Source organism: Collinsella sp. AF20-14LB, from assembly GCF_003459505.1.
In the GTDB taxonomy this organism is placed as follows: Bacteria; Actinomycetota; Coriobacteriia; order Coriobacteriales; family Coriobacteriaceae; genus Collinsella.
Map to the genome: position 1 here is coordinate 80,511 of NZ_QRWD01000006.1, position 13,603 is coordinate 94,113.

At 59.9% G+C, this 13,603-nt stretch carries 11 protein-coding genes; 5 read left to right on the forward strand and 6 right to left on the reverse strand.

What is annotated here, in order from left to right; all coding sequences use genetic code 11:
* Entirely contained in the window at positions 1-858 is an 858-nt protein-coding gene (locus DWX63_RS04485) for a LysR family transcriptional regulator (RefSeq protein ID WP_233514467.1), read from the reverse strand.
* A 118-nt stretch (positions 859-976) separates the two neighbouring features.
* On the opposite strand from DWX63_RS04485, the gene DWX63_RS04490 reads away from it, so the two are divergent.
* Positions 977-1,888, forward strand: a complete 912-nt coding sequence (locus tag DWX63_RS04490) for a DMT family transporter (RefSeq protein WP_117842937.1) — start codon at positions 977-979, stop codon at positions 1,886-1,888.
* Positions 1,889-1,990: 102 nt separating this feature from the next.
* Here the strand turns inward: DWX63_RS04490 and bsh are convergent, their stop codons facing one another.
* Positions 1,991-2,956 (reverse strand): choloylglycine hydrolase, encoded by a 966-nt coding sequence (bsh, locus tag DWX63_RS04495; protein WP_117629622.1) that lies wholly within the window; start codon positions 2,954-2,956, stop codon positions 1,991-1,993.
* 131 nt (positions 2,957-3,087) lie between these two features.
* The gene (locus DWX63_RS04500; protein WP_117563534.1) at positions 3,088-3,507 is read right to left on the reverse strand and encodes a peptide deformylase; all 420 of its coding nucleotides are present in this window, start codon (positions 3,505-3,507) and stop codon (positions 3,088-3,090) included.
* A 193-nt stretch (positions 3,508-3,700) separates the two neighbouring features.
* Between DWX63_RS04500 and DWX63_RS04505 the strand changes: the two genes are divergently transcribed.
* The 4 genes from DWX63_RS04505 to DWX63_RS04520 all read left to right on the forward strand — a co-directional run bounded on the left by DWX63_RS04505 (position 3,701) and on the right by DWX63_RS04520 (position 9,899).
* Positions 3,701-5,014, forward strand: coding sequence for an NCS2 family permease (locus tag DWX63_RS04505; protein ID WP_117842938.1), 1,314 nt, complete (start codon positions 3,701-3,703; stop codon positions 5,012-5,014).
* Between the two features lie 207 nt (positions 5,015-5,221).
* Complete coding sequence (locus tag DWX63_RS04510) at positions 5,222-7,000, forward strand: hypothetical protein (RefSeq protein ID WP_117842939.1); 1,779 nt, start codon at positions 5,222-5,224, stop codon at positions 6,998-7,000.
* Positions 7,001-7,271: 271 nt separating this feature from the next.
* Positions 7,272-9,026, forward strand: a complete 1,755-nt coding sequence (locus tag DWX63_RS04515) for a hypothetical protein (RefSeq protein WP_158559609.1) — start codon at positions 7,272-7,274, stop codon at positions 9,024-9,026.
* Positions 9,027-9,233: 207 nt separating this feature from the next.
* Positions 9,234-9,899, forward strand: a complete 666-nt coding sequence (locus tag DWX63_RS04520; protein ID WP_117655640.1) for an alpha/beta hydrolase — start codon at positions 9,234-9,236, stop codon at positions 9,897-9,899.
* Between the two features lie 61 nt (positions 9,900-9,960).
* On the opposite strand, the gene DWX63_RS04525 is transcribed toward DWX63_RS04520, so the two are convergent.
* From DWX63_RS04525 to DWX63_RS04535, 3 genes are all read right to left on the reverse strand, one after another.
* Positions 9,961-11,295 carry a uracil-xanthine permease family protein gene (locus tag DWX63_RS04525; RefSeq protein ID WP_117757306.1) on the reverse strand — a complete coding sequence of 445 codons (1,335 nt, stop codon included), beginning with the start codon at positions 11,293-11,295 and terminating at the stop codon, positions 9,961-9,963.
* 123 nt (positions 11,296-11,418) lie between these two features.
* Positions 11,419-12,552, reverse strand: a complete 1,134-nt coding sequence (locus DWX63_RS04530; protein ID WP_233514468.1) for a 5-methyltetrahydropteroyltriglutamate--homocysteine S-methyltransferase — start codon at positions 12,550-12,552, stop codon at positions 11,419-11,421.
* A gap of 152 nt (positions 12,553-12,704) precedes the next feature.
* Complete coding sequence (locus DWX63_RS04535) at positions 12,705-13,601, reverse strand: LysR family transcriptional regulator (RefSeq protein ID WP_117842942.1); 897 nt, start codon at positions 13,599-13,601, stop codon at positions 12,705-12,707.
* Positions 13,602-13,603 lie beyond the last annotated feature (2 nt).

Sequence of the window (13,603 nt, forward strand, 5' to 3'; positions counted from 1 at the left end):
TTAGAGATATTCAAGGAATCGAGCGGCGGCAAGCGAAACGTCAGCCGTGCGATATATCGCGTTGATCTGCCGATGGGGATGTCCCTCGAGCGGACGCACGGCGACATCGAACTGACAGCGGCGCAAGATGAGCGCCGGAAGAATACTCACGCCCAGACCGTCCTCGACCATGGCCATAATCGCATAGTCATCCCAGGTCGACAGTTTTGAGCGCACCGTCAGCCCCGCCCGACGGAACAGCGGCGTAATCTCGTCATCGGTGCCGCGTTCCAGCAGAATAAACTGCTCGTTGGCCAAGTCGGCAAGCGAGACGGCCCCCTCACTAGCAAGCAGAGAGTCTGTCGGCACCACCGCCATCAACTCGTCGCGCACCAAAGATCGCGATGTCATCCCATTTTCTCGGGGCTCATGCGGGATAAAGCCCAGATCGCAGCGGCCCTGCGCCACCCATTGTTCAATCTCTGAATAGTCGCCCATCAGTAACTCGTAATCGACGTCTGGATAATCGGCGCGAAAACGCGCGATCACCGGCGGCAGCACGTGGGTCGCCACGCTCGAAAACGTACCGATGCAGATTTTGCCGCGCATGAGCCCTCGCATCTCGTCCACGCGTCGCTGCAGGCGGCCAAACTCTTCGCATAACGCCTCGACTGCCGGCATGACCTGCCGCCCGTCGGCAGAAAGCACCACGCCCTCGCGGCTGCGATCAAGCACCTTAAAACCCCAGTCTGCCTCAAGGTCGCCCACCATGCGGCTCACGCCCGACTGCGAATAGCTCAACCGCTCTGCAGCACGCGTAAAGCTGCCGGCATGCACCGTCTCGAGCAGCACTTGCATCTTTTGGATATTGGTCTCCACGGCACGCCCCCACCCTTGCATGAGTTTTTGTCATGTTTTCCATGCATTATATTCGCTTTTCTTCTAAAGCCAGTTCACCCATAGTGAACATGTTCGGATATAGAGGGGATGTCAGCGCATGAACAACGGACTGTTTACGTACTTAGCAGCATTGCTATTGTTTGGCTCCAATGGCATCATCGCCGCTGCCATCGCGCTGCCGAGCTCCGATATCGTGCTCCTGCGCACGTTTTTGGGCGCTCTCACCCTTGCCGCCATCCTCTTCATAACCAAGCGCCATAACCTGCAGGCTCCGTCTCGCCCCCGCGAGGCCGCAGCGCTCATCGTCTCGGGCGCCGCGCTGGGCGCCAGCTGGATTTTCCTGTTCCGCGCCTATCAGACGATCGGTGTTGGCATCTCCTCGCTGTTGTATTACTGCGGCCCCATCATCGTTATGGCCCTCTCCCCGCTCATTTTTGGCGAAAAGCTGACCGGCGGCAAAATCGCCGGGTTTATCGCCGTTGCCTGCGGCGCCTTTCTCATTGCGGCACAAGGTCTAGGCAGCAATATGCCCATTGCGGGTATCGCTTGCGGCATCGCCTCGGCCTTCTGCTACGCGTTGATGGTCATCGCTAGCAAGGGTGCGCCACACGTCGAAGGCCTCGAAAACTCCGCGCTCCAGGTGAGCGCCGCCTTTATGACCGCGCTGGTCCTTACGCTCCTCACACAGGGCGCCCCCTCGTTCCTCTCCCCCAGCATTGCCGCCGGCATCGATTGGCGCGCCGTCGCCATGCTCGGCGTCGCCAACACCGGCATCGGCTGCCTGCTCTACTTTAGTGCTGTCGCCAAGCTGCCCGTGCAGACCGTCGCGGTTGTCGGCTACCTTGAGCCGCTTTCGGCAGTCGTGTTCTCCGCCGTCCTTTTGGGCGAGACCATGACGCCAATCCGCCTCATGGGCGCCGCGCTCATCATCGGCGGCGCGGTCTTTTGCGAACTCGCCGGCAAACGCGCAAGCACCAAGGCCGGTATCGCCCAGGCAGCACGCGCTTAAGGGACATTTTCTCGGGGCGCATGCGGGATAAAGCCCAGGTCGCAGCGCCCCTGCACCTCACAGGAGATGCAGGGGCGCTTTGCACTGCAGTAAAGCTATGGGCTACGAACGACGCGGCTCGGGAACCACGAGCCTATCGGGGCTCGCGCCCTCGGCATCCATCAGGCTCACGTAACGAATCGACGGATCCCCATACATCGCGTAGTAATAATTGCCCGTGCGCGCGCTAAAGCATCCGGTATAGATAGTCTTCTCGAACTTGCCATCGCCCATCCTGGACGCCCCCTCAATCATCACCACGCCCTCGAGCGAGCGGAACATGCGAACGACGTTTTCGGTCTCGCTCTCCTTTTGCGGGTAATTGGCATTGAGGTACGCCGCCTTTACAAAACGGCTCGGCGAATAGCAATCGCCCGGAATGCCGCGCATGCCGGCACCGGCTCCATAGGGCTTAAGCTCGGCGCCACGCCATGTCGCCGTCTGCGGAAAATCGCTTGTGGCGGTGATATAGGTGCGCAGGTTTTCCATGTGCCACGGGAAGGTCGGCTGGTTGGCAAGGGTGTCGACCGGATCGTCGTATACATGCAGGCCGTCAGCCATCATCTCGACCACGATGCTGCGCTGGCTGTCGCCGATAATCCAATGGAGCAGCGACACGCCCAGCCCCTCTCCGGCAGATTTGGCGACAATCACCGTGTCGCGCAGCGCGGCCTCGACCTCATCGACCGTCGAGAACGTCGCTGCCACCCACAGGGGAAACTCATAGGCCGCGATATTGTTCTTGCCGTCGACAGGGCCCTCGGCATACTCGGCATAGCCGGGAAAGTTGAGCCCCGCCACAGCCAGACCCGCATCGTTACCACAGTCGAAAAACATGGGATAGTTCTTGTAATCGATGCACATGCCGATTACCGCGTGTGCCGCCGACGCATCGTCGATAAACGAATACGGAATGTGGAACCCGCGCGGCATCACGCGAACCTGTTGGCCGTAGTCAAAGCTCCAGTCGAGGTTGCGGCCCAGATACATGTGGCCAGAATTATCGGTAAATCGAATGCTCGTGCACATAGCGCCTCCTAGCTTTACGGTCCTGCTAAGGTTATTGTCACCAAACAAAAAGGCGCTAAACACAAAAGCCCGGACATGACAACAATGTCACGCCCGGACCAAAAGAGACGAAGTGCGGTGCTTTGGTCCCCTTAGACCAACTTTCCAAGACAGTGGTCGATCATATGCTGGACCATCTGCGCCTCGAAGCCCACAAAGTCCTGCTTGCGCTCGCGCATCTTGCCATCGACGATCTGGTCAAAGGCAACCTTGCACTTGATATAGCGCGTGGACTTGGTGACCTCCTCGTGCGTCAGGCAGCTCTCCTCCATCTTGCTGGCGCCCAGGCCAAACACCAGACGGGGGTTGTAGAGCACGTGGGGCTCGCCGGCGTCGTCCAGGTAGACGCAGACCTTCTTGGTAACGCCGATCTGGTTGGCGGCCAAGCAGCCGGCATCATCGAGCGACTTGATGGTATCGATCAGGTCCTGAGCAACCGACTCGTCCTCGACGGTCGCAACCTCGCAACGCTGGGACAGGATAGCCTCGTCGTGGCAAAGCTCTTTAATCATACGTTCCTCCATAGGGGTCGTTGTAACCGCTTAAGTATACGGTACCCACACATTTTCATGCGATAAATACCGTCCGTCTGTTACAAAGCGCCGAACATCAACATGCGAGGAACAGCAAGGTTGTAAAGGCGATATAGTAAATGAGTTCGTGTCAATCGGCCTAAACTCGGGGCCGAACAAGGAAAGGGTATGCATGGACGAACTTTTTCACGTCAGTGAGCGCAAGTCCACAATCGGGACCGAACTTCGCGCTGGACTGACAACATTCCTGGCGATGGCCTACATCATCGCCGTCAACCCCGCAGTGCTCTCGGGCGCTGGCATTGATGCGGGAGCGCTCGCCTGCGCCACCTGCCTGGGCGCCGGCATCATGACCATCTGCATGGGCATCTTCGCAAACCGCCCGCTCGCCTGCGCTTCAGGCCTGGGCATCAACGCCATGATCGCGGGCATCACCACCACCATGTGCGGCGGTGACTGGCACGTCGCCATGAGCGTTATCTTCCTCGAGGGTATCGTCATCTTGCTGCTCGTCCTTTGCGGCCTGCGCGAGGCCATCATGGACGCCATCCCCGTGGTCCTGCGCCACGCCATCTCGGTGGGTCTGGGCCTGTTTATCGCCATGATCGGCCTGTGCGACGCCGGCATCATCACCGCTGGCGCCGGTACGCTCGTCGGCCTGGGCGACATCGCCTCCCCCACCTTTATCGTCGGCATCATCTCCATCGTCGTGACGGTTGCCCTGGCTTCCCGCAACGTGCCGGGCTCGCTGCTCATCGGCATCATCGTCGCCGTTATCGCCGGAATCCCGCTGGGCGTCACCCATGCGCCCGAGGGCCTCATCGCACCGCTCGACTTCTCGACCTTCGGCGCCCCGTTTGCCAGCACTGCCGACGGCAACCTTGCCATCGTGAAGGTCCTGACCGACCCGATGCTGCTCGTCGTTGCCTTCTCGCTGCTCATGAGCGACTTCTTCGACACCATGGGCACCGCGATGGCCGTCGCCAAGCAGGGCGAGTTCTTGACCGAGGACGGCAATGTCGAGGACATCCGTCCCATCCTGGTCGTCGACTCCGTGGCCGCTGCTGCCGGTGGCTTTATGGGCGTCTCCTCCATCACTACCTTCGTCGAGTCCACCTCTGGCGCTGCCGACGGTGGTCGCACGGGCCTCACCTCCGTCACCACCGGCGTGCTGTTCATTCTCGCCGCGTTCTTCTCCCCCATCGTCACCATCGTTTCCAGTGCCGCCACCTGCGGTGCTCTGGTCTACGTCGGCTACCTCATGATGAGCGAGGCCTCCGAGATCGACTGGTCCGACGTGTCGCAGGGCTTCCCGGCGTTCATGATTGTCGCCGGCGTGCCCTTCACCTACTCCATCTCCTCCGGCATTGGCCTGGGCTTTATCGCCTACGTGATCGTCGCGCTCTTTAAGGGCGAGGCCTCCAAGATCAAGCCGCTCATGTGGATCGCAGCCCTTGCCTTCCTCGTCTACTTCTTCGTAGCGTAGGCGCAAGATTCGCAATACCAAACAGCAAAGCGCGGAGTCGCATCGAGCGGCTCCGCGCTTTGCTTTTAAAGCCAGGCACCACACGGACGCGCGATGTATTGCTTCGCAAGTTTTGGACGTTTTGCTCTCCAAACGGCACTACCGACGGCTACATCCTGCAGATATGCTGGATATAACCGCATAGGCCCTATGAGGATGGGAGTAACCATGGCCGCCTTGTTCACGACCCCCAAGCGCAATGACAAAACCTCTGGAGCCCATTTTGTCGAGCCCGACGTGCGCCGTCGCACGCTGCTCGCACACGGCAGCTGGCGCCGCGTGACACGCCGCATCGTTGTAGGCGCCGTATGCGCGCTTACGGTAAGCTCGCTGCTCATGCCGAGCATCTCGCTCGCAGCCGAGTGGGTCAACGTCGGCGGCACTCAGTACAACACTGCAGCAGGTGACGAGGCCGGCACCTGGGCCTGGGACGGCGCCGACGACATGAAGCTCAACGGCTATGACGGCGGTGCGATCCAGGCTGCGGGCAAGCTCAACATTGCCTACGAGGGCAAGAACACCGTGAAAACCGAGCCCGATTACACCGGAGCCGCCATCAAGGCGCAGGATGGCACTAGCCAGAAAGCAGAGTTGAACATAACGAGCTCGAATAGCACGGATGAGCTCAATGTGACAGCTGAGGCCGATGCAATTAAATCCACAGGCGACCTCTCCATTTCTGGCCCAGGCACTGTGAACACCACAAGCACTACTTCCGACGGAATTGAGGCAAAGGGCGATCTCTCTATCACGGGCTCGGGCACCGTGAATGCAACGGGCGGTACCGAAGGCATCCAATCCAAGGGCAAGACCACCATCGATTCCTCTGGCACAGTGATCGCTAAAGGAAGCGAAGGTTATGGCATCGCCGCGGGCAGTGACCTGATCATCAAAGGCGGTGGCAAGGTAGAAGCAAGCTCGATAGAAGAAGCGGCGATTTGGGCTGACGGCAACATCGACATCTCGGGCGGCAGCCAGGTCGAGGCAAGCTCCCAGGGAGATCTTGCCGTCGACGCTGAGGGTAGTCTCGCGGTCACGAACGCCTCCCTTGACGCAAGCGGTGTTGAATATGGTGTCTATGCCTACAAGGGCGTTACGCTCGATCACGCGACCGTGACGGTCCGCACAAGCGCGAGCGGCGGCCAGGCCATCGCCCTCATCACTGACGGGGACGACATCGTCATCAAGAATGGTTCCATCGTGGACGCGTTCGCAGAAGGCAAATTCTCGGTTGCAATCTCTACCAGAAACCACCAGCCAAACGTCGCTGGCGGCCACATCTACATCAGCGACTCCGTTGTTAAGGCTATAGCCCGCTATGTCGAGACCGGTGGCGATGGCCCCGATCACTACAGCAACGACCAAAGCGGCGAGGTCATCCCTGAGCCTAGGGGTCTGAACATCGGTATCTTCGCCCAGACCTACGAGGGCATCACGCCCGCGAGTATCTCGATCGTCCGCAGCAAGCTCACGGCCGAGGGAGACACGGCGGCAATCTTCGCTCTTGCCATAAGCGAGGATGGCAAGGCGATCGGCACCATCGAGATCGAAGGCGCTCCCATCCAGACGCCCGCAGGCGGCAAGATCATTAACTATCGCTGCGAAGAAGAGTACGGCCCCAGCATCTCCTACGAGGCAGGTCAAACCATCGGCACGGGTGACGCCACGATCGACTCCCCCTATGACGCCGCTGTCGCCAAGCGCACGGTCACCGTGCCTCCCGAGGAGATCAAACCCGAGGAGAAGCCAGGCGAGACCAAGCCCGAGGGTTCCAAGTCCGAGGGCACGAAGACAACCAAGACCGTTGCAGTTGCAGCCACGGGAGCCAAGACCACCGGCAAGCTCGCGGCAACCGGCGACGCCTCGAGCGCAGCCATCATAGCGACCGCCCTTGTAGGAACGGCCGCTATCGTCACAGGCGCCCTGGCGAGTCGCAAACGCTCGTAAACACTTTTTCGCACAGGACGGGTGGATCGCGGCCCTTGCCTTCCTCGTCTACTTCTTCGTAGCGTAAGGGCAAGGCTGCAAAAGCTGAACAATAAAGCGCGGAGTCGCCATGCGGCCCCGCGCTTTTCTTTTAGCGTCGGTCCCTGCGCCGGCGTGCGGCCTATTTCTCCCCCATTTTGGCCATTTTGCCCTCCAAACGGCACTACCGCCGGCAACATCCAGCAGATACGCTGAACCTAGCCGTATAGGCCCTATGAGAACGGGAGCAACCATGGCAGCCTTGTTCACGACCCCCAAACGCAATGACACTACCGCCGGAACCCATGTTGCCGAACCCGACGTTCGCCGTCGCATAGGACTCGCGCACGGCAGCTGGCGCCGCGTGACGAGCCGCATCGTCGCGGGCGCCGTGTGCGCGCTCACGGTGAGCTCGCTGCTCATGCCGAGCGTCTCGCTCGCAGCGGAATGGGTCAAGGTCGGCGGCAACAAGTACAACACCGCGGCGAGCGACGAGGCCGGTACCTGGTCGTGGGACGGCGCCGACGACTTGAAGCTCAACAACTATAACGGCGGCGAGATCCAGGCCGCAGGCAAGCTCAACGTGAACTACTCGGGAACCAACATCGTCACTGCCGAATGGATCGAAAGCATCAACGTTTCTCATGGCACTAACGAGAATGCCGAGCTCAATATCCAAGGCGACGAGGGCGGCACGCTCAGCGTGACATCTACTGAGGACGCTATCCTCTCCACGGGTAATATCAAAATCGACGGAGCCGGATCCGTCAACGCCACGAGCACTGGGTTTGATGCCATCAATGCCGGGGGTGATCTCGCTATCAAAGGTTCGGGCAACGTCAACGCCACGGGCGCATCGGATGGCATCAGGGCAAACGGCAATATCACGATTGACGACAGCGGAGCCGTCACCGCCAGGGCTACCAAGGACAAGGGTATTGGAACCGACAAGAACCTCACCATAAAGGGTGGCGGGGCAGTCGAGGCAAGCTCTGCCGATGGTGAGGCCCTTTGGAGCGGCGGCAATATCAACATCTCGGACGGCAGCCAGGTCAAGGCAAGCTCCGAGAAAGACGCTGCCATCGAGGCCAAGGGCAGCCTCGCAGCCACAAACGCCTCCCTCAACGTAAACGGTGTTGAATATGGCGTCTATGCCCACAAGGGCATCACCCTCGATCATGCAAACGTGACGGTCCGTGCAAGTAAAGGCAGATACGGTGGCGCCATCGCCCTCTTCACCTACCAGGACGACATCGTCGTCAAGAACGGCTCCACCGTGGACGCGTTTGCGGAAGGCGAGGTTTCGGCTGCATTCTCCACCAGAAACGATCGACCCAACGAGAAGGGTGGCCACATCTACATCAGCGACTCCGTTGTCAAGGCCATAGCCCGCTATGTCGAGAACGGCGACGGCCCCATCCCCTACAGCGAAAACCAAGATGGCGAGACGAGGCGCGAACCCCAAGGCGAGAACATCGGCATCATCGCCCAGACCAGCGAGGGCGTCACACCCGCAGTCATCTCGATCATCCGCAGCAAGGTAACGGTCGAAGGAGATACAGCGGCAATCTTTGCCCGTGCCATGAGCGCTGACGGCAAGACAATCGGCACCATCAAGATTGAGAACGCCGCCATCCAGACGCCCGAAGGCGGCAAGGTCATTGACTATCGCAAGCTCCGTGACGGCATCTACGAAGCAGGCCAAGCCATCGGCACGGGCGACGCCACGGTCGACTCCCTCTATATCAAAGCAGTCGCCAAAAGCACGACCATCGCACCTCCCGAGGTAGCCAAGCCGGAAGACCCCAAGCCCGACGAGACCAAGCAGAACCCCAAGCCTGAGGGCTCAAAGCCGACCAAGGCCGTTGCGGCTTCAACCACGAAAGCCAAGACTACCGGCGTGCTCGCGGCAACCGGCGACACCTCGGGTGCGGCCATCGTGGCAACCGTCCTTGCGGGAACAGCCGCTATCGCCGCAGGCACCATGGCGAGCCGTAAGCGCTCTTAGACGCCTCTGCGCACATGGCAGCTCCCGCGAAGGCCCCGAGCCCCAGCACCGTTTAACAACGCCACCGCCGAGCTCCCCTCCGGCGGTGGCGTTTTCCATATGCGTCCGCAGGGGATGCACGAGATTGTCTTTGGTCTAGCCCAACCGGCATACGCTGGCGTGCGACAATTGGGGCTGCCGATATCACAACACTGAGAGAAGCCCGTCATGGAAGCGCATCAAAAGCAGATAACCGTTTATTCGAATCATACGGAAAGCGCGCCTGTCATCTACCTTCCTGTGGTCGTGGGCGACGGCAGCGAGGTTTATAAGTGTTGCCGAGAGCTCGACTGTCCGCCATTCGCCCTCGTCACCATTGGCGGGCTCGATTGGAATCGCGAGCTGAGCCCCTGGGCATGCGACGGGACCGTACGCGATGCCGAGCCTTTCGGCGGCCAAGCTGCCGGTTTTCTTGATGAGCTGCTGAATCAGATAATCCCCCAGGTCGAGTCATCGCTTCCTCAGCCGCCCACCTGGCGTGGCATTGCCGGTTACTCGCTCGCGGGCCTCTTCGCACTCTGGTCCCTCTGGCAAACCGACGCATTTGACCGCGCCGCGAGCGCATCGGGGTCGCTATGGTTTCCCGACTTTGTCGATCGCGCCAGCACGGCGCCATTTGCCGGCAGCCCGCAGGCTGTCTATCTGTCGCTCGGTAAAAAGGAGACCAAGACTCCCAACCGCATGATGCGGCACGTACTCGACGATACGCGCGCAATGGAAAAGCTGCTCGGCGAACGTGGTATTCCCACGACGCTGGAGCTCAACCCCGGCAATCACTTTTCCCAGACCGACTTGCGCATGGCCCGCGGCATCCACTGGATACTGACGCATTAAAAATGGTGCCCACGCGCATATACGCATGGGCACCATATCTTGTTTTAGCTGGACGCAGTTGTTACTCAGCAGCCTCCTCAAGCTCGGAGACGTCAAACTCAAAGTCGTTACCCGGCAGGATGGCATTGAGCACAATGCCCACCAGCGAACCCACGGCAAGGCCCGAGAGCGAAATGGTCACGCCGCCCAGCTCCAGCACGATGGCACCGGCGGTACTGTAGGCAATGCCGAGCGAAAGCACGAGCACCAGAGCCGCCACCAGCACGTTGCGGTTGTTCTGGAAATCAACCTGATTCTCGATGAGGTTACGGACGCCCACGGCGCTGATCATGCCGTAGAGCACGAGCGACACGCCGCCGATTACACACGCTGGCATGGCGGCGATCACGGCAGCAAACTTGGGGCAGAACGAAAGCACGATGGCGCAGCAGGCGGCAATGCGAATCACGCGCGGGTCGAACACGCGCGTCAGGGCGAGCACGCCGGTGTTCTCGCCATACGTGGTGTTGGCCGGAGCGCCAAAGAGCGACGCCAGAATCGTGGCGAGACCATCGCCGAGCAGCGTGCGATGCAGGCCGGGATCGGCGATGTAGTTACGCTCGCAAGTGGAGCCGATAGCCGAGATATCACCGATATGCTCGATCATGGTCGCGAAAGCCAGCGGCATGATGGTGATGATGGCCGTCGTGGCAAGACCGCTATCGAACTGCGGCCCAAAGAGTGCAAACACGGTGTTGTCCCACACGATGGGCAGACCGACCCACGGAGCGGCGGCAACGCCCGAGAAATCAACCTCGCCGAGCGCAGTCGCAACGGCATAGCTCACCACAACGCCCAGCAAAATCGGCACGATCTTGATCATGCCGCGGCCCCAGATGTTGCAGATGACGATCACGGCCACAGCGATAACGGCGACAAGCCAGTTGGTCTGGCAGTTGGCAATGGCAGAGCTCGCCAGGATCAGGCCGATGGAAATGACGATGGGACCGGTCACCACCGGCGGAAAGAAGCGCATGACACGCTTGGCGCCAAATGCGCGGAACAGCGCCGCCAGCACCGGATAGAGCAGGCCGGCGCAGGCTACGCCCAGGCAAGCGTAAGGCAAAAGCTCGGCCTCGCCGTTGGGTGCAATGGCGGCATAACCCGCGATAAAAGCAAACGACGAGCCCAGAAACGCGGGCACCTTACCGCGCGATAGAAAATGAAACAGCAGCGTGCCGATGCCGGCGAACAGAAGCGTCGCCGAAACGGAAAGGCCGGTGAGCACAGGCACGAGCACCGTGGCTCCGAACATCGCAAACATGTGTTGCAAACCCAACACAAACATGCGCGGGCGGCCGAGCGACGATGCATCGTAGATGGCATCGGTGACGGCGGGCGTCGAGGATTGGGACATGGAAGTCCTTTCATGATGGAAGGGCGATCAGGCATATCGGATAACCTGCCCGAACGATACGATCCGAACCATTGTACGTGATATGCCATGTCTCGCACGCGCCGTCACCTGCAAACGGTAGCGTTACTTCCAAACGCGCTCGGAAATGCGCTTGACCAGCGCGATCTTTGCCCACTGTTCGTCCTCGGTCAGTTTGTTGCCAATCTCACAGCTGGCAAAGCCGCACTGGGGCGACAGGTACAGGTTCACGAGCGGCACATACTTTGCGGCCTCGTGGATACGTTCGACGATGGCATCCTCGTCCTCGAGCTCAGCGGCCTTGGTGGTCACCAGGCCCAGCACGACCTTCTTGCCGGGAGCAACATACTTGAGTGGCTCAAAGCCACCGGCGCGCGGCGTATCGAACTCAAGGTAGAACGCGTCGACATCCTCGTGCGCAAACAGGTACGGTGCAATGGGATCGTAACCACCCTCGAAGGCATACGTGGAGTGATAGTTGCCGCGGCACACGTGCGTGTTGATGACCAGATCGTCGGGCTTGCCCTCGATGGCGGCGTTGTTGAGCGCCACGCCCAGCTCGCTTACCTTTTGCAGGTCGACCGGGCTCATGCCGGTCTTTGCCACGAAATCGGTGTCGCAGTAGATACCCCAAGTACAGTCATCAAACTGGATATTGCGGCAGCCTGCTGCGTACAGGTCGGCAATCACGGTGCGGTATGCTGCCGCGATGGCATCGGCGAGCTCTTCGTCGGTCTTGTAGACGGCGCGCAGACTCTCCTGCTGGCCATCGCAACGGTCGAGCGTGACTTCGGAGAATGTCTGGATCGGTGCCGGAATGGTTTGCCGTGCGACCTGGCCCTCCCCCTCAAGCGCCTTGACGAACTTAAAATGCTCGACGAACGGATGATTCTTGCCGCCAATGGGACCGGTTACCACGGCGGTGTCGGCGGTAGCCTCCTCATCGTGGAACATATAGCCTGTACGCGAGGTGCGGCGCTCAATGCCGTTAAGGCCCCACATAAAATCGAGGTGCCAGTAGCTGCGGCGGAACTCGCCATCGGTGATAACTTGCAGGCCGGCGGCCTTCTGCTTTGCCACCAAATCGCGAATGGCCTCGTCCTCGACGGCCTTAAGCCCCTCGGCATCAAGCGTGCCTGCCGCATAGGCAGCGCGGGCATCCTTTACGGCCTGCGGACGAAGAAAGCTGCCGACGATATCAGCGCGAAACGGCGCGTTCGATTGAATTGAAGTGCTCATAGATATCTCCCTTTGCATTGGTTGCTTTACTGGGACAGAGTATGAGCGCTTATATGGCCATCGTAAAATATACGTTTATATAGGTTTGTTATTAGTTTTTTCTATACTGAGCAACAGTGGAGCTCAGCCTCACATGGGTATCTCGAAGTGAGCTAAATATGCTGACGAATCGCTTCGATATAGGCCTGCCCATAGCGCGTGAGCGTCGTATTTTTGCGCGTGATAATGCCGATCTCCATGTACTCGTCTACATCGAGCGGAATCGAGATAATACCGGGGCCGTTAAGCTCATGGCTGATCACGCCCGAACACACCGTGTAGCCGTTAAGGCCCATAGCTAGGTTGAACAGCGTCGCACGGTCGCGCACGCGGATATTCTTGCGGCGCTCAAAGGTCGAGGTCAGCTCCTCAGAATAATAAAACGAGTTATAGCTGCCCTGCTCATAGGACAGGAACGGGTAGTCTTCCAAGTCCTCGAGCGTCACACTCGAGCGGCCCGCCAGCGGATGGTCGGCGCACACGAAGACATGCGGCGTGGCGCAGAAGAGCCCTTCGAACACGAGCTCGTTGGCCGCCAACATGCGCTCGATGACCTCGCGATTGTGCTCCGACAGATACAGGATGCCGAGCTCGCTTTTCATGTGCGCGACGTCCTCGATAATCTCGTGGGTTTGCTCCTCGCGCAGGGTAAAGTCGTAGCGCGCGGCATCGAACTCGCGGATCACGTCAACAAACGCGTTAACGGCAAAGGAATAATGCTGACAGCTCACACTAAAGTGCGGCACCTGCTCGGATGCGCCCTTGTACTTGCCCTCGAGCAGGTCGGCCTGGTCGAGTACCTGGCGCGCGTAGCCCAAGAAGGTCTCGCCTTCCTCGGACACAATGACGCCCTTGTTGGTGCGCTCAAAGATGCGCACGCCCATCTCGTTTTCGAGGTCGCGAATCGACGCGGTAATCGAAGGCTGCGACACAAAGAGTCGGCGCGAGGCCTCGGTGATGCTACCGCATTCGGCAACCTTGACAACATACCTGAGCTGCTGAAGCTTCATGA

Excerpts from the sequence above, each read along its gene's own strand:
- DWX63_RS04535 (WP_117842942.1), bottom strand. The coding sequence starts at position 13,601 with ATGAAGCTTCAGCAGCTCAGGTATGTTGTCAAGGTTGCCGAATGCGGT.
- DWX63_RS04525 (WP_117757306.1), bottom strand. The coding sequence starts at position 11,295 with ATGTCCCAATCCTCGACGCCCGCCGTCACCGATGCCATCTACGATGCA.
- DWX63_RS04530 (WP_233514468.1), bottom strand. The coding sequence starts at position 12,552 with ATGAGCACTTCAATTCAATCGAACGCGCCGTTTCGCGCTGATATCGTC.
- DWX63_RS04490 (WP_117842937.1), top strand. The coding sequence starts at position 977 with ATGAACAACGGACTGTTTACGTACTTAGCAGCATTGCTATTGTTTGGC.
- DWX63_RS04505 (WP_117842938.1), top strand. The coding sequence starts at position 3,701 with ATGGACGAACTTTTTCACGTCAGTGAGCGCAAGTCCACAATCGGGACC.
- DWX63_RS04515 (WP_158559609.1), top strand. The coding sequence starts at position 7,272 with ATGGCAGCCTTGTTCACGACCCCCAAACGCAATGACACTACCGCCGGA.
- DWX63_RS04500 (WP_117563534.1), bottom strand. The coding sequence starts at position 3,507 with ATGATTAAAGAGCTTTGCCACGACGAGGCTATCCTGTCCCAGCGTTGC.
- bsh (WP_117629622.1), bottom strand. The coding sequence starts at position 2,956 with ATGTGCACGAGCATTCGATTTACCGATAATTCTGGCCACATGTATCTG.
- DWX63_RS04520 (WP_117655640.1), top strand. The coding sequence starts at position 9,234 with ATGGAAGCGCATCAAAAGCAGATAACCGTTTATTCGAATCATACGGAA.
- DWX63_RS04510 (WP_117842939.1), top strand. The coding sequence starts at position 5,222 with ATGGCCGCCTTGTTCACGACCCCCAAGCGCAATGACAAAACCTCTGGA.